This is a genomic window from Actimicrobium sp. CCC2.4 (assembly GCF_034347385.1).
GTDB lineage: Bacteria > Pseudomonadota > Gammaproteobacteria > Burkholderiales > Burkholderiaceae_D > Actimicrobium.
This window is the reverse complement of the sequence record NZ_CP133777.1, coordinates 1,332,817-1,351,480: the sequence shown is the minus strand read 5'-3', so window position 1 is coordinate 1,351,480 and position 18,664 is coordinate 1,332,817. Positions and strand designations below refer to the sequence as shown.

Annotated in this window: 15 protein-coding genes; 5 read left to right on the top strand and 10 right to left on the bottom strand. The window is 62.2% G+C overall.

The window, feature by feature from the left end:
- Window positions 1-34: 34 nt before the first annotated feature.
- Genes RHM62_RS06275 through RHM62_RS06255 form a run of 5 tightly spaced genes read right to left on the bottom strand, consistent with a single transcriptional unit; the run spans window position 35 to window position 3,453 of the window.
- Window positions 35-421 (bottom strand): cytochrome c, encoded by a 387-nt coding sequence (locus RHM62_RS06275; RefSeq protein WP_322124685.1) that lies wholly within the window; start codon window positions 419-421, stop codon window positions 35-37.
- Window positions 418-744 (bottom strand): cupredoxin domain-containing protein, encoded by a 327-nt coding sequence (locus RHM62_RS06270; protein ID WP_322124684.1) that lies wholly within the window; start codon window positions 742-744, stop codon window positions 418-420. The genes RHM62_RS06275 and RHM62_RS06270 overlap by 4 nt, the downstream gene beginning before the upstream one ends.
- A 26-nt stretch (window positions 745-770) precedes the next feature.
- The gene (locus tag RHM62_RS06265; protein ID WP_322124683.1) at window positions 771-1,508 is read right to left on the bottom strand and encodes a ferric reductase-like transmembrane domain-containing protein; all 738 of its coding nucleotides are present in this window, start codon (window positions 1,506-1,508) and stop codon (window positions 771-773) included.
- Window positions 1,495-2,391, bottom strand: a complete 897-nt coding sequence (gene msrP, locus RHM62_RS06260) for a protein-methionine-sulfoxide reductase catalytic subunit MsrP (RefSeq protein ID WP_322124682.1) — start codon at window positions 2,389-2,391, stop codon at window positions 1,495-1,497. The genes RHM62_RS06265 and msrP overlap by 14 nt, the downstream gene beginning before the upstream one ends.
- Before the next feature lie 15 nt (window positions 2,392-2,406).
- Window positions 2,407-3,453: a cytochrome-c peroxidase gene (locus RHM62_RS06255; RefSeq protein WP_322124681.1), complete on the bottom strand. Its 1,047-nt coding sequence runs from the start codon at window positions 3,451-3,453 to the stop codon at window positions 2,407-2,409.
- Between the two features lie 329 nt (window positions 3,454-3,782).
- Here RHM62_RS06255 and RHM62_RS06250 point away from each other — a divergent pair, with 329 nt between their 5' ends.
- Window positions 3,783-4,913, top strand: a complete 1,131-nt coding sequence (locus tag RHM62_RS06250) for a PHB depolymerase family esterase (protein ID WP_322124680.1) — start codon at window positions 3,783-3,785, stop codon at window positions 4,911-4,913.
- A gap of 2 nt (window positions 4,914-4,915) precedes the next feature.
- Here RHM62_RS06250 and RHM62_RS06245 read toward each other — a convergent pair whose 3' ends face one another.
- Window positions 4,916-5,560 carry a response regulator transcription factor gene (locus tag RHM62_RS06245; RefSeq protein ID WP_322124679.1) on the bottom strand — a complete coding sequence of 215 codons (645 nt, stop codon included), beginning with the start codon at window positions 5,558-5,560 and terminating at the stop codon, window positions 4,916-4,918.
- Between the two features lie 95 nt (window positions 5,561-5,655).
- Here RHM62_RS06245 and RHM62_RS06240 point away from each other — a divergent pair, with 95 nt between their 5' ends.
- From RHM62_RS06240 to RHM62_RS06230, 3 genes are read left to right on the top strand one after another with little or no spacing between them, the layout of a single operon-like run.
- Window positions 5,656-6,006 carry a hypothetical protein gene (locus RHM62_RS06240; RefSeq protein WP_322124678.1) on the top strand — a complete coding sequence of 117 codons (351 nt, stop codon included), beginning with the start codon at window positions 5,656-5,658 and terminating at the stop codon, window positions 6,004-6,006.
- A gap of 2 nt (window positions 6,007-6,008) precedes the next feature.
- A complete protein-coding gene (locus RHM62_RS06235) occupies window positions 6,009-7,142 on the top strand; it encodes an MGDG synthase family glycosyltransferase (protein ID WP_322124677.1) in 1,134 nt (377 codons plus the stop codon).
- Window positions 7,139-7,639, top strand: a complete 501-nt coding sequence (locus RHM62_RS06230) for a hypothetical protein (RefSeq protein ID WP_322124676.1) — start codon at window positions 7,139-7,141, stop codon at window positions 7,637-7,639. Before RHM62_RS06235 ends, RHM62_RS06230 begins: the two co-directional genes overlap by 4 nt.
- A gap of 434 nt (window positions 7,640-8,073) precedes the next feature.
- On the opposite strand, the gene RHM62_RS06225 is transcribed toward RHM62_RS06230, so the two are convergent.
- Entirely contained in the window at window positions 8,074-8,637 is a 564-nt protein-coding gene (locus RHM62_RS06225; RefSeq protein ID WP_322124675.1) for a hypothetical protein, read from the bottom strand.
- A 342-nt stretch (window positions 8,638-8,979) separates the two neighbouring features.
- On the opposite strand from RHM62_RS06225, the gene RHM62_RS06220 reads away from it, so the two are divergent.
- Entirely contained in the window at window positions 8,980-11,106 is a 2,127-nt protein-coding gene (locus tag RHM62_RS06220) for a M3 family metallopeptidase (protein WP_416172292.1), read from the top strand.
- Window positions 11,107-11,190: 84 nt separating this feature from the next.
- Here RHM62_RS06220 and RHM62_RS06215 read toward each other — a convergent pair whose 3' ends face one another.
- The 3 genes from RHM62_RS06215 to RHM62_RS06205 all read right to left on the bottom strand — a co-directional run bounded on the left by RHM62_RS06215 (window position 11,191) and on the right by RHM62_RS06205 (window position 18,626).
- On the bottom strand, window positions 11,191-12,165 hold the full coding sequence (locus RHM62_RS06215) for a succinylglutamate desuccinylase (RefSeq protein WP_322124674.1): 975 nt from the start codon (window positions 12,163-12,165) through the stop codon (window positions 11,191-11,193).
- Window positions 12,162-16,913 (bottom strand): NAD-glutamate dehydrogenase domain-containing protein, encoded by a 4,752-nt coding sequence (locus tag RHM62_RS06210; protein ID WP_322124673.1) that lies wholly within the window; start codon window positions 16,911-16,913, stop codon window positions 12,162-12,164. Before RHM62_RS06210 ends, RHM62_RS06215 begins: the two co-directional genes overlap by 4 nt.
- Window positions 16,914-17,141: 228 nt before the next feature.
- Window positions 17,142-18,626, bottom strand: a complete 1,485-nt coding sequence (locus RHM62_RS06205; RefSeq protein ID WP_322124672.1) for a DcaP family trimeric outer membrane transporter — start codon at window positions 18,624-18,626, stop codon at window positions 17,142-17,144.
- Between the last annotated feature and the right edge of the window lie 38 nt (window positions 18,627-18,664).

Here is an 18,664-nt window from a genome sequence, read left to right as displayed (position 1 = left end):
CGCAGGCCGCACAACAATCGGTGTGCCCGCCCTGTCACGGCATGACAACAGCAGGTGAGCGGATGCTGCGCAAGTGGGCGACGACGTCGGCAATCTGCTCGTCAGTGAGCTCGTTGCCCCAGGACGGCATGAATTCGGAGCGCCCCATCGCCTTGCCGCCCATGCGGATGATCAGTTCCTTGTAGTGGTCATTTTTGTTGCTCAGGACCAGATTGGCCGGTTTCGGGTCGTATAACCTGGCGGCCCTGCCCGTGCCATCGCCCTTGGCACCGTGGCACAGGATGCAGTAGTGCTGGAACACCACGCTGCCGCGATGGATGGCTGCTTCCGGGGTGTCTTTGACAGGGTAGTCAGGGGCGGCTGCACGGGCCATGACAGGCAGCAACAGCACACTCGCCAGCGCAACACGGCCCGGGCTCATTTTTTGACCTCGACAATGAGCTTCATGTCGGGATGGACCGAGCATTCGATCTCGACTGTGCCGGGCTTGTCGAATGCGACCGACTTGGACTGGCCTTGCGGATACGAGCCCAGGTCAAAGGTCTTGATATCGGACAACGAAAAAATATTATGGGCAAACGGGTCTTCATTCTTGAAATTGACGACGTCGCCGACTTTGACCTCGAGCTTGGTCTGGCTGAATTTTTTATCCTTTTGCGTGACCGTGAAGTCTTTTGCTTGTGCCGGCAAGACCAGCAATAAAGGCAACAGCAGGGGCAGGATGTTGATGGACGGATGCAGCATGGTGACTCCCGGTGAAAGTAAATACTTCAGGACGATGCCGCCGGTGGGGTACCGGAGCGTTCCGGTACGCTGCCATCGGCTTGCATCAATGGATGACTCCGAAAGAGTCGTTGCCAGCCACTGCAGCACAGCAAACCTGCCAGCAGGACAGCGTGCACCAACGGCGCGACCACGCCGGGTTTGGACAGCAAAACGAAGTGCAGCAGCGCCAATAGCGCCGCCGGATAAACCAGTAGGTGCAGCCGTTTCCAGTAGCGCTTGAGCAGACGCACGGCTGCCGCCGTCGAGGTCAGCGCCAGCGGCACCAGCAGCAGCAGGCTGGCCGTGCCGGCCGCGATGTGGCGCTTGTCGCGCAGATCATTGAGCCACTCCTGCCAGTCGCCATCGAGGTCGAGCAGCGCATACACCGATACATGCAGCAATGCATAAAAAAACGCCGCCAAGCCGATCGGACGGCGCAAGCGCACCAGCCAGTTCCAGTCGGACAGACGCTTGCCAAACGGCGCACGGTGCCAGCACGACAGCATGACGAGTGCCTGCCGCAGCGGGCCGACGGACAGCACCAGCAGCAGCAATTCCAGGCTCCAGCTGCCGGGCTGGCGCAGCAGGATTTCGGCCGGATTCACACCCAGCCGGCCAAGCATCATCCGTGTGGCCAACGAGGCCGCCGGCAAGGCCAGCAGCACGCTCGCAAAAAACATCACAGGCAGTGGTGCCCAATTGGCGGCACGCAATAACCGCGTCGGCAGGTTATCGGTAGGCATAGCCATCATGTCGCGGATACAGATAAGCAACGTCGCTGGCATAGCCGTTGAACGGCAGCGTGGGGCGCTTGTGCAGTTCGCCGATGCGGGTTTCACGGGATTGCGATCCGCGTCCGTATGCTGCACGCGGATCCACATTGGCAAAAAATCCGTAGTCGGACGATGCCTGCGGCCAGGTGGTCTGCGGTTGCTCGTACTGCAGACGTATCGTGACGATGGACTTGATGCTCTTGAAGCCATATTTCCAGGGCACCACCAGGCGCAACGGTGCGCCATTCTGATTCGGCAAGGGCTTGCCGTACAAACCGGTGGCCAGCAAGGTGAGCGGATGCATCGCCTCGGCCAGCGTCAGTCCTTCGGTATAGGGCCACGCTAGCGTCGATCTGCGCTGGCCATAAAAACGAGCGGGATCCTGCAGGCTGACGAACTTGACGAAGCGCGCATTCGTGGTCGGTTGCGCCGCCGCCAGCAGGGCAGACAACGCAATGCCATCCCACGGAATGACCATCGACCAGCCTTCGATACAGCGCAAGCGGCAGATGCGCTGCTGCGGCGCAAACTGCCGCAGCAACTGGTCGATATCGATGATCCGGGGCTGTGCCACCTCGCCTTCGATGCTGATGGTCCACGGTCGCGGTGCCAGATTTTGTGCCAGCGTCGCCACCGCACGCTTATCGCTCGAATACTCGTAAAAATTATTGTAGCGGGTGATGTCATCCCAGGAAGTGAGCGGTTCGGACAGCGCTTCGGCCTGGCTGCTGCCAAAACCGACACCGGCTATTCCGAGCAAGCCGGCCTGACGCAAAAAGCGCCGGCGTGCCAGATACACGGATTCCGCCGTGATCTCGCTCGAACAGATTGCGGCAGGCCGCCGGATCAACATCTGGCACCTGCCTTGTCAGTTAAATGGCAGTTGCGGCAGCACGAAGGGTTGCGCCGGCGTAGTCAGCGCCTGCATGAAAGCGACGATCGCACTAGCCTCTTCCGGACTGAGCGCCAGCGGCTTCATGTTCGGCGACAGATTGTTCTTGCTGACGCCGCCGGCGTTGTAATGCGCCATCACCTCGGCCAGTGTGCGTGCCGAACCATCATGAAAATACGGTGCGGTCAGGCTGATATCGCGCAGGGTCGGTGTCTTGAATGCGCCCTTCATCGCTGCCACCGGCTTGATCGCATAGCGACCGACGTCCGGATTGACCTTGTCATGCGCGGCCAGGCCGATGTGATGAAAGCCGCCGTCGGTAAAGTTCGGAGCGTGGTGACAGGCGATGCAATTGCCTTTGCCGGCGTCACTGAACAAGCGGAAACCAATGATTTGCTGCCGTGTCATGGCCTTTTCGTCGCCCCGCAACCAGCGATCAAACGGCGAATTACTGCTGGTGACGGTGCGCTCGAATGAAGCGATGCCCTTGGCCACGGTGGTCCGGTCGATGGGCTCGCCGGGATACGCCCGGGCAAACATGTCCTTGTAAGTCGGTTCAGCATTGAGCCACTTGAACAGCGCCGTCAGGTCCATCGCCATTTCGTCCATCGATTCCATCGGTCCGAGCGCCTGGTCTTCCAGCGAGGACTTGCGACCGTCCCACATTTGCAGCGTGTTGTACGCAGTATTGGTGATGGTTGGCGTGGCGCGACCGAGCACCTTGCTCTTGTTGCCCTTGGCGGTCGGCAAACCATCCGACCAGCCCATCATCGGACTGTGGCAACTGGCACAGGACAGGTTGCCATCCGACGACAGGCGCGGATCGAAGAACAGTGCCTTGCCCAGTTCGATACGCGCCGGCGTCACCTGGTTGTCTGCCGGTGCGACCGGGCTCGCTGGCAGCAACCACTTGTGATCTTCCTTGCCCGGTTTGAGGAGATAGTCTGCAGCAAGCGCTTGGCCGGCGCCCGCCAACGAGACGACAACGACGGCAAAAATGGCAAACCTGTTCGTGATTTTCATTGACTGACCCATGACATGTGCGTGTTGACAGAAGACCCGCAGGAGTCCGCCCTAACACTCTGCCAAAGACTTTTTCAGCAAGTTTGGATTCCTGCCGAGACTGTACCCCATGAAAAAATTGCTTTTTTGTATTTTTTTAATGTGACTATTCGTGACTATTCGTGATTATTGTGCAGCAGCAATTCGCCCGACAAATGCCAATCCTAAGTGCGCTGTCCAACTGAAACCCCGACTCGTATCCATTACGCTCGCATCATAGCGAGGTGGCAGACCCTCATACTCCATCGCAATGAAGCGCCGGTTCGAGCGCCTTTCTCAGGGATATCCCTATGGTGAATATGTTCAGAAGTCTCTGGCTGGGCAGTGCCCGCAAGCTCGGTAGCCTGCAACGCAAGCAAACCCGCAAGATCGTCAGGAACTTGTTCGAGGCCGTCACTCCGGCAGTACCGAAAGCCAAAAAATCCCGCCGGCAATCCGCTGGCAAAGCCGCCGGCAAACCCTCCGTCGTGCGCCCGCCGGGCGGTGGCGTCTGGGGCCGCTCGACCTTCATCGCCGGCATCGATGACGTCGCCAGCGGCATCGTCGCCGGCAAACGCATGGAGTACTGGCTCTACCGGCCCGCCGGCATGCGTGCCGATGCAACGCTGCCGCTGGTGGTGATGCTGCATGGCTGCGAACAGGGTGCGGTCGATTTTGCGCAGGGCACACGCATGAATGCACTAGCTGAAAGCAAGGGCTTCGGCGTGCTGTATCCGCAGCAATCGGCACGCGCACAGCGCAACCGTTGCTGGCCGTGGTTTCGTAATGAAGTCCAGGCCGGTGACGGCGAAATTTTGTTGATCGCAGCGATAATCCGGCGCGTCGTGGCACGGCAGGGCTTCGACCCGCAGCGCGTGTATGTGGCCGGACTATCGGCCGGCGCCGCGATGGCGCATATCCTGGCGCTACGCCATCCGGAACTGATCGCCGCAGTCGGTCTGCATTCGGCACCGGTATTCGGCGCGGCCAGCACCACCCTGGGTGCGTATGGCGTCATGCAGCGCGGTGGCCTGACACGGGTGGGCGCGGCGATCCAGGCCGTCACCGATACCAGTGCTGCGCCGTTTCCAACGATGCCGGCGATCCTGATTCAGGGCCAGCAGGACAGCGTGGTACGGCCGATTAATTTTCATCAGCTCGAGCAGCAGTTCTGCGAACTCAATGGCCTGACAGCAGCGGAGCGCCAGGAGCCGACTTACCGTGCCGCCGGACGCAGCGCCCGTGCGGCCCACGGCTTCAGTACCCTCGATTACCGGGCCGGTAAAAAAATCCTGTTGCGGCTATGTGAAATCCAGCAGCTCAAGCATGCCTGGAGCGGCGGCGATCCGGCGTTGCCGTTCAACGAACGCAAGGGACCGGATGCCAGCCGGATGATGTGGACCTTCTTCGCGCCGCACCGGCGCCTGCTGCCGGAGGCATGACGTCATTTCCCGGTCACGAACAAGGCCAGTCGCAACCGGTCCGGCAAACCAAGCTTCTGAAAAATCGCCCCGAGATGCGCCTTCACGGTCCGGTCGGTGATGCTCAGTTCGCGGGCAATGAGCTTGTTGCTGGCACCGCCGCCGACCAGACTGGCGATTTGCCGTTCGCGGGGTGTGAGAAGTTGTAGCCGGGGGTTGGGTGAAGACGCTGTCCCTACCGCGACCGGTGTCGACAGCGTCCCGCGCGCCTGCATCTGGCGCAGCAGCAGCGGCATCACCGCTTGCGAAATCCAGACGCCGCCATCCTGCACCACGTCGACGATGCGCAGCACGGTCTCGCGCGTCAAGGCAGCGCTGCAGCAACCCGCCACGCCGGCCCCGAGCAGCGCCAGCTCTGCCCCGGTCGAAAAATCCTGATGCAGCACCAGCACTTTGCAGGCGGGCGCACGGTCCCTCAGTTCGGCCAGCGTGGCCGCGACATCGAGCGCCGGTAAATCCAGATCCAGCAGTAGCAAAGCGGGTTCCCCGCCAGCCAGCAGCGGCCACAGCATCGCTACGCCATCGCGTTGTATCAACGGACTTTTTTCCATCAGGATGTCATGAAACTTGGCTATGATGACGGCGCAGCGCGAGACCAGCAAAAGCATGGACAACTCTCTCTGAAAGCGTGGGTGGACTTTTTTAACACACTGCTTTTGGAATAGCCATTGCCATTTCGACCAACCCACCTGAACGGTTTGCCATGCCCTACATCCAGCGCGACAGCACCGGCAGCGTGATCGCCTTGTTCCGCGATGCGCCTGCCGCCGATGCCGAACGGCTTTTTTCCGACCATCCGGACGTGCTCGCCTTTCTTGCCATTGACAGTGCCACGACACCTCCCACCGATCCGCGCGACGTGCTCGCTACGCTCGACAGTGCGATGATCCGGGTGGTCGAGGATCTGGTCGACGTACTGATCCAGAAGCACGTCATCATGCTCACCGACCTCCCCGAAAAAGCCCAGCGCAAGGTACTGGACCGCAAGGAAACCCGGCTCTCGCTATTTGGCGATCTGGGTGACCTGAGCGCTTCCAACGACGACATCCTGTAGACATGGTCGTGCCCAAACGCATCCTGCTGCTGAGCGTCTCCGCCGGCTCCGGCCACTTGCGTGCGGCCGACGCGCTGCGTGCCCAGGCCGCGCTCGGCGACGTCGCCGTCAGCGCCTGCCATCTGGACGTGATGCAGTTCGTCTCGACGGCCTTCCGCAAGGTCTATACCGATTTTTACATCACGCTGGTAGACCGGCACCCGGCGCTGTGGGGCTATGTGTACCGGCTCACCAATGACGCGCCACCGGACGGCTCGCTGCAAAAATTCCGTCGTGCGATCGAACGCCTGAGCACCCGCAGCCTGCGCCGTGCCATCGATGACTGGCAACCGGACGCCATCATCTGCACCCATTTTCTGCCGGCCGAACTGCTGGCACGGATGCGCCGCAAAGGCAGTCTGGCTTGTCCGGTATGGGTACAGGTCACCGACTTCGACCTGCACCGGATGTGGGTGCACGACGACATCACCGGCTACTTTGCCGCCACCGCTGAAGTGGCGTTCCGCATGACCGCGCTGGGCGTCGATCCGGCCGGCATCCACGTCACCGGGATTCCGGTCATGCCGGCGTTCCGCGCACCGGGCAGCCGTGCCGATTGTGCGGCCCGCCTCGGTCTTGACCCGCAGCGTCGTACCATTTTGCTGATGGGCGGCGGTGCCGGACTGGGCAAACTCGATGCAGTCGCCGAACGCCTGCTGGCCTTGCCGCATGACTTCCAGCTGATCGTCATGGCCGGAAAAAACCTGCCGGCCCTGCAAGGGCTGCAGGCGCTGGCGCTGCGTTATCCGGACCGGCTGCTGGCGCAGGGTTATACCGATCGGGTCGAGCAGCTGATGGCGTGCGCCGACCTGGTCATCACCAAACCCGGCGGGCTGACCACCTCGGAATGCCTGGCAATGGGATTGCCGATGATCATCAACACGCCGATTCCCGGGCAGGAAGAACGCAATGCCGACTTCCTGCTGGAACAGGGTGTCGCCCTGAAAGCCATCGACGCGGTCACGCTTGATTACCGGATTGGCCTCCTGATGACGCACCCCGAAAAACTGGCCGACATGGCAGCAAAGGCGCGCGCACTCGGCCACCCCGACGCCGCCCGCGCCGTCCTGCACACCGTACTGGAGCATTGCCCATGAGCCGCATCACCCGCCTGACCCATCTGACCAGCCGCCCGCTGCACATCCTGCTGACTGTGGTCTGGGTATTTTTACTGGCGCTGTTTTTTGCCCAGACCGAAATCCAGATCGAAGGCGGTTCCGGCTGGGCCATCAACCTGCCGACCTGGCGCATCGAACATCACTGGCTGCTTGATCTGTTCTGGGGTGGCCGCGCGATGACCGGCTATCACGCCTGGGTCTTCCCGTTCATCATCCTGTTTTTCCACTTCCCGCTGCTATTCGTCGGCCACTGGTCCTGGCGCGCCGAAGCACGCGTGGCGGCGTGCGTCATGCTGTTCTGGATCGGCGAAGACTTCCTCTGGTTTGTCCTCAATCCGGCGTTTGGCCTGGCGCGGTTTGATCCGGTCAACGTGACCTGGCACAAGCACTGGGCGATGGGCGCGCCGGTGGACTACTGGATTTTTTCGGTGCTGGCGCTGGTGCTGTTGCGCTTGTCTTATCAGCGGCGGGAGTGAGGGGGGCGGGTTGCCTGGTTGACAGATTAGTGTCATCGGTCGCTGAAACCTCGAGTACTCAGCCACGACCAAGCCGGGGCGGCCCGCATAGGCGCTAACATTGCGATCCTGTACGGACTGTAGGGTGGGCACGGCCCCTTGTGCCCCATATGCATCAACTTAAGCGTCGTGCAATAACCGAAGGGCATTGCACCGAATGCACCGCTTGTGGTTGATGAAACAGTCTGTACTCCGCCACGACCAAGCCGGGGGCGGCCCGGCAGCCGGACCGGCATGCGGTCCCTTCTTTTTGCTTCGCCAAAAAGAAAGTAACCAAGAAAAAGGCGACCGCGAGACTGCTGCCCTACGGGTTCCCAAAAGCCGGAGCCAGTCAGGGGGAAGGCCGCAAACTCGCTTCCCTTGCAGGGCGCAGATTCGCTTGCAAGCGAATCCCGTTACGCAGGCGGATCGCATGCGATCCGAAACCCCTGCTTCACCTCAGACAGTGCGGCCTTCTGATCCCCTGCCTGACTCCGACTTTTGGCAGCTATCTCAATGCGGAACAGGTCAACGTCAACGACCACTTCAACAGCAACTTCAACTCCAACATCAACTTCAACTTCAACTTCAACTTCAACTTCAACTTCAACTTCAACTTCAACTTCAAAAGCAACTTCAACATCAACTTCAATTTCAACACCGTGTCGTTGAAGTTGAAGTTGCTTTTGAAGTTGCGGCTGCTTTTGAAGTTGCGTTTGCGGTTGCTTTTGCCGTTGTTGTTGACCTTGACCTGCCCCGCATTGAGGCAGCTGCCAAAAACGGTAGTCAGGCAGGGGATAAGAGGGCCGCACTGTTTGAGCGAAGCGAGTTTGCGGCCCTCCCCTTGCCTGACTACCGTTTTTGGGAACCCGCAGGGCAGCCGCATCGCGGTCGCCTTTTTCTTGGTTACTCTCTTTTTGGCGAAGCAAAAAGAAGTGACCGGCTGCCGGGCCGCCCCCGGCTAGGTCATGACGGAGCACATATAGTTTCATCAACCGCAAACGGAACATTCGGTGCAATGCCCTGCGGTTATTGCACCCTACGACGCTACGACTGCGGAATCGGGATGGGCTTAAATTGATGCATATGGGGCACGGCCCCTTGTGCCCACGCGTGCGCACCACAAACCATCGTCAAGTCCCACCGATTTCTGGTGCATTCGCGTGGGCACGATAGCCCTGTGCCCACCCTACGATTTTTCGAAAGCGTGCAATTTGGTGTGCCTTCGACCAACTGGCAAGCCCGGACCCGCAACCATCGCAATGCTATGATCCCCCGCAGCAACTCACCCGACTGCCCACCCCCTCTCCCATGAACCCACCATGTCCCGACACCTGTTCCTGATCATGGCCACAAGCCTGCTCTCGATGTCCAGCCAAGCCGCTCCCGCATTGCCAACGATCACTCCCGACAACCCCTTCTTCGCCGCCAGCACCCTGCCCTATCAGCTGCCGCCGTTCGACCGGATCAAGGATGCCGACTACGCGCCGGCCTTTGCCGATGGCATGCGCCAGCAAATGACCGAGATCCGCGCCATCGCCGATAATCCGGCCGCGCCAACCTTTGACAACACCATCGTTGCGATGGAACGCTCGGGCCGCTTGCTGCACCGGGTCTCGGAAGTATTCTTCAATCTCAGCGGTACCAACACCAATGCGGTGATGCAGGCGCTCGAACGCGACCTGGCGCCAAAGCTGTCGGCCCACCGCGATGCGATCCAGCTCGACGGCAAACTGTATGCCCGCATCGACAAACTCTACGGACAGCGCACGACGCTGGCGCTGGATGCGCAATCGCTGCGCCTGCTCGAACGCATCCACACCGACTTCGTGCGCGCCGGTGCGCCACTGCCGCCGGCCAGCCAGCAAAAGCTGCGCGACATGAATAGCCAACTAGCCTCGCTGGCGACTACCTTCAGCCAGAACGTGCTCAATGAAATCAATGCCTCGGCCATCACCGTCGACACCCGCGCCGAACTCGATGGCCTGTCCGATAACGCCATCGCCGCTGCTGCGCTGGCGGCCAAGGTGCGTGGACTCGATGGCAAATACGTGCTGGCGCTGGTCAATACCACCGGCCAGCCACCGGCATCATCGCTGACCAACCGCGCCTTGCGCCAGCGCCTGTACGATGCCTCGACGATTCGTGGCAGCCGCGGCGGCGCATTCGATAACCGCGCAATCGTGCTGCAACTGGCCAGCCTGCGCGCCGACCGCGCAGTGCTGCTCGGCTATCCAAACCATGCGGCGTATGTGCTGCAGGAAGAAACCGCCAGGACCCCCGCCGCCGTCAACCAGTTACTGGCCCGCCTGGCACCACCGGCGCTCGCCAATGCGCGCGCCGAAGGCGGCGCAATCCAGAAGATCATCGACGCCGACAAAGGCGGCTTCACGCTGACCGCTGCCGACTGGACCTTCTATACCGAAAAAGTCCGCCAGGCCCGCTTCGATTTCGACGAAACCCAATTGCGTCCGTACTTCGAACTCGAGAGCGTGCTGCAAAACGGCGTGTTCTTCGCTGCCAACAAGCTCTACGGCCTGAGCTTCAAGGAGCGCAAGGACTTGCCGGTGTACGACCCCAGCGTGCGCGTGTTCGAAGTCTTCGATGCCGATGGCAAACCGCTGGCCCTGTTCCTGGCCGACATGTACGCCCGCAGCAGCAAGCGCGGCGGTGCCTGGATGAACAGCTATGTCGAGCAATCCGAGCTGTTCGGCACCAGACCCGTCGTCGCCAACCACCTGAACATCCCGCAGCCACCCGCCGGCGAACCGACCCTGCTGACGTTCGATGAAGTCACGACTGCCTTCCACGAGTTCGGCCACGCGCTGCACGGCATGCTGTCGAACGTGCGCTACCCGACCTTCAGCGGCACCAGCGTGCCGCGCGACTTCGTCGAATTCCCTTCGCAGGTCAACGAGATGTGGTCGGTCTGGCCGGAAGTGCTGGCCAATTACGCCAGGCATTACCAGACCGGCGCACCGATGCCGCAGGCGCTGCTCGACAAGGTGCTGGCCACGCGGACGTTTAACGAAGGATTTCGTACTACCGAGTATCTGAAAGCCGCGTTGATCGACCAGCAATGGCATCAACTGGCGGCCGGCAAGATGCCAACCGACGTGATTGCGTTCGAAGCCGACGCCCTGAAAAATGCCGGTGTCGATTACGCGCCGGTACCGCCGCGCTACCGCAGCACCTACTTTTCGCACGTGTTCGCAGGGGGATATTCGGCCGGGTATTACGCCTATATCTGGAGCGAGGTGCTGGATGCCGATACCGTTGAATGGTTCAAGGAACACGGCGGCCTGACGCGCAAGAACGGCGACTGGTTCCGCCAGAGCTTGCTCTCGCGCGGTGGCAGCGTCGATGCGATGCAGCTGTTCCGCGATTTCCGTGGGCGGGATGCGAAGATCGAGCCGCTGCTGGTAAGACGGGGGTTGACGGCGCCGTAGCGTCGGGATGTTGCCGGTCATCGGGATTGGCGACGGTGACCGGAGCATCCGGTGCAATGCCCTGCGGTTATTGCACCCTACTTTCTACGCCGAACGCACCACCATCAATCCCGCCCGAAATCCAATCCGCACCGCCGGATTCGGAAACACAACCCGCTCTTCGTCATGCTCGACCCGGTACACCTGCGTGCCATCAGTAGCGATGAGCGCATCACGCGGCAGCGCCGTGAAGTTCGGCGTGGTGCCATCGAACGCCATCCGGAAAGCGTCGCTGTGTTTGATGATTTCGCGCACGACTTCAAACACCAGCGGCGCCACCGGATCGGCCGGTGCGCTGTCGTCACGCAGCAACCGCGCCAGCGTCGCCGTAGCGGCCGCGAAGCGACCGGTGTCGTTGTCGCCGAGCGCACTAACCTGCCCCAGCTCGACCGTCGCGCTGGTCACGCCGAGCTGCGCTGCGGTGTAGGCACTGAAGGTGCTGGCCGCGCTCCGGTTCAGGATCACGGCGGCAATGCCGGCATGACCGAGCAGCGTGATCAGCGCCTGCCTGGGCGCGTCGCCTATCCCCTCGGGGATCATCGCGAAGGTCGGATAGAGCGAACCACGGATGGCGGTGTGCAGATCAAGATGCCAGCGCGGGCCGGCAGCCCGCGTGAAAAACGCGCTGCCGGCCGCCATCAGATCGTCGGCACGCGCTGCTTCGGCGACCGCCGACAGCAAGCCGCGCTCGCGGCAGAACAAGCGGTTCAAGTCGACGTCAATGAAGCGCCGCGCCTGCCGGATCGCGGCAATGTTGCCGACCACGACCATCAGGTTGACCGCCAGTTGTTGCGGTTCACGGGCCAGCGCGTCGAGCAAGTGCGCCAGCAATTCGATCGGTGCGGTTTCGTCGCCATGCACGCCCACCGACAGCAGCACGCTGGCGCGCGACGGATCACTGACGATCTGCAGCACGCCCGCAGCCGGTTCGCTGACGGCAAAACCGGCCGCGACAAAGCGCGGCACGATGCCACTGAAATCGGCTGCGGCCAGCGCCGCGACGGCCGGTGGCAAGCTCACGCTGCACGCGCCACGGCAGTCGGCACGATACCGGCCACCGTATCGCCCACCGCATCGGCCAGCGACCAGGCTTGCAGCACGGCGGACTCAAGACCAGCGTCGGCCGGAGTCAGCTTGAGGTTTAGCGCGGCAATCGTAGCGGCAATCACGCCGGCCGGATCCGCTGCCAGTCGCGGTAACACGTGCGTGAGCAAGCGTTGCTGGGCGCGCCGCAATGCCTGCAGCGCATGGCTGCGCAAGCCGTCCTGCGCCGCACTGGCCGATGGTTGCGTCAGCGCGCGTTCGAGCAGGTCGATGCCGGACTGGCGGCGCAACAGCATCCCGGCTTGCAGGAATACCGTCAGGCTCATGCCGGCCGGACGGGGCACCGACAAGGCGGCAAACAGGAAGTCGGCCATGCCGGCGATCGCATCGAGGTTGCGCACGGCTGCCACGAAATCGTCGGGCAACTGACCGGCGGCATCCCCCAGCACCAGATCGGCCTCACCCACCAGCGCGCCTACCGCCGACGCATCAGCGAACAAGCTGGTCAGTTCATCCATGCTGCCGGTGGCGCGCCGCTGCTCGGACGGCACCGACAACACGCCGGCGATGACTGCCTGCTGCAGCCCGCGGGTGCGGCGGTCGACCTCTTTCGAGACCGCCACCGGCACTGCCAGCGCATGGGTGTCGAGCGTCTCGAACAGCGGCGCCAGGTTCAGCGCGGCCCAGGCACGCGCCCAGGCACAGACGACTTCGGTGCTGCTGACGCGGAACTGGCGCGCCAGCACGCCGACCTGCAACGGCCCGCAGCGATTGACGACTTCATTGGCCAGCACCGTGGCCAGGATCGCATTGGCCAGCGGATGAGCGAGCGGATCGCGGCTGGCCACCAGCGCCGGCGGAAAATACGGTGACAGCACGGTGCGCGCCCAGCTTTCCTCGATCAGCGGCGATTTGGCCAGCAGCGCCTTGTAATGGTTCTTGACGTTGGCAATCACCACCGCCAATTCCGGTGCGGTCAGGCCCTGGCCGAGCGCCTGCCGGCGCGCCAGTTCGGCCACGCCGGGCAGCTGTTCGAGTTCGCGCGACAGCACGCCGTCGGCATCGAGTTCGGTAATCAGCGCGGCATACGCGTCCTGCACCGAACGGTCTTGCTGGGCCTGGGTTTCACGCGTGAGCAGATGGGTTTGCAGCGTGTTGTCACGCAAGACCAGTCGTTCGATATCGTCGGTGATGTCGGTCAGCACGGCGTTGCGGCGCGCAGCATCAAGGGTGCCGGCATTGACTTCGGTATCGAGCCAGATCTTGACGTTGACTTCGTGGTCGGAGCAATCGACCCCGGCCGAATTATCGATCGCATCGGTAAAGATCGCGCCGCCGGCCATCGCGAACTCAATGCGGCCGGCTTGCGTCGCGCCGAGGTTGCCGCCTTCGGCCACGACCTTGCAGCGCAGCGCATTGCCATTGACGCGAATGGCATCGTTGGCGCGGTCCTTGACCTGCGCGTGGGTCTCGGTCGAGGCCTTGATGTAGGTGCCGATGCCGCCGTTGTAGAACAGGTCGACCGGTGCCAGCAGGAGTTGGTGCAGCAAGGCTTCGGGCGCGAGACTGATGGCATCGATGCCAAGCGCGCTGCGCGCTTCGGGTGACAGTGGAATGCTGCGCGCGCTGCGCGGCCACACGCCGCCGCCTGCCGAGATCAGCGACTTGTCATAGTCATCCCACGACGAGCGCGGCAATGCGAACAGGCGCTGGCGCTCGGCGAACGAGGTCGTCACGTCCGGGGTCGGATCAATGAAGATGTGGCGGTGATCGAAGGCCGCCACCAGCTTGAGCTGGCGCGACAGCAGCACGCCATTGCCGAACACGTCGCCCGACATGTCGCCGACGCCGACCATCGTCAGCGGCGTGGTGTTGATGTCATGCGACATTTCATAGAAATGGCGCTTGACGGCTTCCCACGCACCCTTGGCGGTGATGCCGAGTTTTTTGTGGTCATAGCCGTTCGAGCCGCCCGAGGCAAACGCATCGCCAAGCCAGAAGCCGCGTTGGACGGCAATGCCGTTGGCGATATCGGAGAAGGTTGCGGTGCCCTTGTCGGCGGCCACCACCAGATACGGATCGGGGCTGTCGTAGCAGACCGTATCAGCAGGCGGCACGATGGCACCCTGCTCGCGGTTGTCGGTCAGGTCGAGGAGGCCAGCAATGAACAGCCGGTAGACGGCTTCGCCTTCGGCCGCGATGGTCTCGCGCGCCGCATCCTTGGGCATCATCTTGCAGACAAAACCGCCCTTCGCACCGGCCGGCACGATGACTGCATTCTTGACCATCTGGGCCTTGACCAGGCCCATCACTTCGGTGCGGTAATCCTCCATCCGGTCGGACCAGCGCAAGCCGCCGCGGGCCACCGGACCACCGCGCAGATGCACGCCTTCGAAGCGGCGGGCAAACACGAAGATCTCGCGGTACGGACGCGGCTCGGGCAACAGCGACAAGGCACTGGCATCGAACTTGAACAGCAGCGTGTCGCCGCGCTGGCCAGGCTGGAAATACGAGGTACGCAGCGTCGCCAGCATCAGGTCGGCCACGCTGCGCAGGATGTCTTCGGTATCGGCATGGTTGACGTCGAGCAGATTGGCCCGCAGCGCCGACAGGGCCGCCGTGCCGGCCGCGCGTTGCATCTCGCTTGCCGCCGGATCAAAGCGTTGCTGGAAACTTTCGACCAGGGTGCGCACATGGCCGGGCTGCTTGCGCAGGCAATCGGCGATGTAGCGCAAGCTGAAGCGGCAACCGGCCTGACGCCAGTAACTGGCATAAGCGCGGATGACCTGGACTTCGCGCATGCGCAGGCCGGCTTCGATGGCCAGGCCATTCATGCGACCGTCTTCGGCCTGGTCATTGAACAGGGCTTCGAACAATTCCTGCGCAGCGCCTGCCACGCGGGCGTCGCCAAGCTTGACAGCGCTGACCGCATCGACGCTCAGGCTGGTGATGAAATAATCAGCACCGTCGGCCAGCGGCACCTTGTAGGTTTGCTCGCGTTCGATTTCGACGCCGGCATTGTGCAGTGCCGGCAGGATCATCGACAGCGAGGGCACGCTGTTGATCGAGAACAGCCGGATGCTGACGCTGTCCGTGCTGTCGCCATCGATGCGCACCGTCACCGGCGCGGCCGAGGCAGCGCGCTGCAAGTTGAGCACGTCGCGATAAGCCACTTGCGGTGCGGTAGCGGCGACATAGTTGACCGACAGCGCAGCGCGCAACTTGTGCAGGTCGTTGCGCACCTGCGTGTCGGCGGTGCGGTCGACCAGCGTATCGAAGGTGGTGTGCCAGCCTTCGACCGCCGCCACCAGTGGCTGGCAGATGGCCGCATCGAGGTCATCAACACGGCGCGCGGCGGTCGCGATCAGATAGATGCGTGCCAGCGGGCCATCGCTGACCTGGGTTTCTGCGCGCACGTCGGCTGCGCCCGAACGCGTCTTGAGCTCTTGCGTGATGGTACGTACCAGCGCGGCGCTGAAGCGTTCGCTCGGCAGATACAGGATCACATTGAGATGGCGGTCATAGACATCGCGGCGCGCAAAGGCCCGCGTGCGCGGTTGCTTGTAGAGCGATACGACGCTGCTGCACAGCCGCGCCAGCCAGGCCGGATCGGCTTCCATGGCTTCGGTGCGCGGCAGCGATTCGAGGATTTCAAGGAATTTCTCGGCACGGAAGCCCTGCTGGCGGACGCCCGCCAGCGTCAGTACCTGCTTGATGCGGCCGCGCGCAAAGGGCAGACGACCGAGCGCGGTCGCGGCAGCCGCGCGGGTGAACAGACCGATGAAGCAATGCTCGCCCTGCAGATGGCCGGTGGTATCGATGTCGCGCACACCAATGAAGTCGAGGTGCAGGTCGCGGTGCAGCGTCGACTGGACATCGGCCTTGACGATGGACAGCGTGTCATTGCGCTTGGCCAGCAAATCGAACTCGCCGGGAATGCCGGCCAGCGACGTGTCATAGACCGGATGATGCGGATCACGCAGCACGCCGCAGCGGCTGCTGACATCGCGCACCAGCTCGTGCTCGCCGGGCAACGCGCGGTAGTACGCATAGCCGAAGGCCTCGTAGCCGCCATCGCGGGCCCATTCGATGAAGGCGGCGACTTCGCGACCTTCTTCGGTGCCGTTGGCGGCAGCCAGCGCGGCTACGCCGGTCATGCGGGTTTCCAGCACATCGGCATCGCGCTGCACGCTGGCGGCGTCGCCGGTGACCATGTTGATGCGGGCAGTCAGCGCGGTCAGCGTGGCGCTGTCGAGCGCGTCCGAGAGCAGGCACAACACATACGACTCGAACGGTTCCGGCCCGGAGCGCGCCGATTGCGAGCCCGTGATGCAACCCTGCGCATCGCGCTGCACCGACAACACCGTGTTGAGTACGGCGCGCGACTGCACGCCCTGTTTGCGCAAGGCCATCACGATCGAATCGACCAGATAAGGCATGTCGGGATTGAGGATCAATAAGGCGGTGGCCTTGCCACCGTGTTCTTCGGCATAGTCGGCAGCGATTACCTGACTGGCACCGGCGTTGCATTGCGCAGTGCCCGAAAACGCCTCCCACAGTGCCGATGCCAGGCTTTGCGGCGTCAGCCCGGCCAGGTCTTCTTCGTGCAGCGAGTCAAGCCAGACTTCAATGAGACGGGCTACCGGGTTGGCCTGGACCTCACCGGCGTGCGCCAGTACCAGTTGCAGAGTTTGAGTGCGTAAATCGTGTGACGAAGCGTTCATAGATTCCTCAATCGTGACTTGTAGAGCAGAAATTGGAGAGTGCGTGCGGCGCTGTTTCGACCGACAGTCTAGAAGTATCGGTCCCGTTTCTTGTTTTGAATATACCGCTTTCGCCGTAGCTTGTTCGCCGGCTCGCGCACTTACAACAGGTAAAAAATCCAAAAAAAAGCCTCCGTGAACGGAGGCTCTGTGCGGCGCCACTGTGGCGCCGTTGCAAAAACCGTCCGGTCAGTTGAAGTTGTACTTCGCCGAAAAGTCCAGGCGGCTCATGTCGCCGGTCTCGCCGGCGAGCGTCTTGCGCTTGCCGTAGACCAGTTCGGTACCGATATCGACATTCTTGACCGGGTTCCAGATGAAGCCCAGATGGGTTTGCCAGACCGATTCGTTGACACCGTAACGACCGCTGTCGAGCGCATTGGCACGGGCAAATTCCGTGTACTCGTTATTGAAGTTCTTTTGCGCGCCTACCGACATGTTGTAGCGCAAGCTTGGTGACGATTTGATCTGGTAACCGACCACCACGCCGACGGCTTTTTCCATCAGGATGCGGTTGGCAGCCGGATCGTAGAACGCGCCTTCGATGTAATTGAAGTAGCGGCCGATGCCGGTACCGCCGGTCAGGTTCCAGGTCAGGAAATCTTCGCCGACCGTTTTATACATACCGCTGGCAGCGACGCCAAAACCACGGCGCGAGGCATTGATGCCGGCACCATCGTTGACCCGGTGCTCATGCGACACCACGCGGAAACTGACCGCGCCGAAATCGAAGGGCTTGTCCCAGCGACCGACCAGATCAGGCACGCGCGAGAAACCGGCGGTAGTGACCGACCCGGTCTTGTCGAGCACGTAGCTCACCGAGTTCTCGGCCGCGACCGTGAAGGTACCGTAGTCCTTGGTCGGATACGCATAGCGGATCATCGGCTGGCGGATGAAGGTCGAACCGATCGGGCCGTTGAAGTCGACGGTCTCAGGGGCGTTGTCGACATCCATGAAGGTCGACCAGGTCTGGCCGATCAGCAGGCCGCCAAAAGTACCGTAAGCCTGACGCAGCCGGAAATCGTAGCTGTTGGTTGCTTGCTGCGTGTAGATGTTGCCGATGGTGCCGGTCACGGCGGCATTGCCGGTGCGCGGATCGTTATTGAAGTCACCTTCGAGCTTGATGCCCATCGGCCCGTACTGGGTCGGCGTGCTGGCTTCGATGCCCAGACGCGAGGTGCGCGCATGCAGGTAAGTGCGGCCACTGCGGTTAGCACCGGCCGAACCGTTCAATGGCGCGTACGGCACGAAGCTGGCGTAGTCGGTATCGGCATTGTCGGCGCGGAATTCATGGACCATGTTCAGCTCGGCAAAACCGTAGATGCGCAGCGAGGTTTCCGAATTGGGCAGACGGAACGAGTTCGGGATATCGCCGACCACGACCGCATCCTTGGAGCGCAGTTCGACTTGCTCGATGCGGTCAGCCAGCTCGGTATTGAGCGCGGCCTGCGCTGGCGCGGGTGCAGATACGGGTGCAGATACGGGCGCAGCGACGGCAGCGGCCATCGGTGCCGGGGCCCGCTTCTCTGCTTTCAAGGCGTCGAGTTCGGCGCGCATGCGCTGCATTTCAGTGCGCATTTCCTTGAAGTCCTTGGCGCTCTGAGCCTGCGAGGGCAGCGAGATCGTCGCCAGCGACAGCAGGATGGCGGTGCTTAGGGTGGTGCGTTTCAGATGCATGGTGTTCTCCTTGTGGGACTCGGGTTGGTACTGTTTTA

Excerpts from the sequence above, each read along its gene's own strand:
- RHM62_RS06270 (WP_322124684.1), bottom strand. The coding sequence starts at position 744 with ATGCTGCATCCGTCCATCAACATCCTGCCCCTGCTGTTGCCTTTATTG.
- RHM62_RS06220 (WP_416172292.1), top strand. The coding sequence starts at position 8,980 with ATGTCCCGACACCTGTTCCTGATCATGGCCACAAGCCTGCTCTCGATG.
- msrP (WP_322124682.1), bottom strand. The coding sequence starts at position 2,391 with ATGTTGATCCGGCGGCCTGCCGCAATCTGTTCGAGCGAGATCACGGCG.
- RHM62_RS06205 (WP_322124672.1), bottom strand. The coding sequence starts at position 18,626 with ATGCATCTGAAACGCACCACCCTAAGCACCGCCATCCTGCTGTCGCTG.
- RHM62_RS06255 (WP_322124681.1), bottom strand. The coding sequence starts at position 3,453 with ATGAAAATCACGAACAGGTTTGCCATTTTTGCCGTCGTTGTCGTCTCG.
- RHM62_RS06210 (WP_322124673.1), bottom strand. The coding sequence starts at position 16,913 with ATGAACGCTTCGTCACACGATTTACGCACTCAAACTCTGCAACTGGTA.
- RHM62_RS06265 (WP_322124683.1), bottom strand. The coding sequence starts at position 1,508 with ATGCCTACCGATAACCTGCCGACGCGGTTATTGCGTGCCGCCAATTGG.
- RHM62_RS06275 (WP_322124685.1), bottom strand. The coding sequence starts at position 421 with ATGAGCCCGGGCCGTGTTGCGCTGGCGAGTGTGCTGTTGCTGCCTGTC.
- RHM62_RS06250 (WP_322124680.1), top strand. The coding sequence starts at position 3,783 with ATGGTGAATATGTTCAGAAGTCTCTGGCTGGGCAGTGCCCGCAAGCTC.
- RHM62_RS06235 (WP_322124677.1), top strand. The coding sequence starts at position 6,009 with ATGGTCGTGCCCAAACGCATCCTGCTGCTGAGCGTCTCCGCCGGCTCC.
- RHM62_RS06230 (WP_322124676.1), top strand. The coding sequence starts at position 7,139 with ATGAGCCGCATCACCCGCCTGACCCATCTGACCAGCCGCCCGCTGCAC.
- RHM62_RS06245 (WP_322124679.1), bottom strand. The coding sequence starts at position 5,560 with ATGCTTTTGCTGGTCTCGCGCTGCGCCGTCATCATAGCCAAGTTTCAT.
- RHM62_RS06240 (WP_322124678.1), top strand. The coding sequence starts at position 5,656 with ATGCCCTACATCCAGCGCGACAGCACCGGCAGCGTGATCGCCTTGTTC.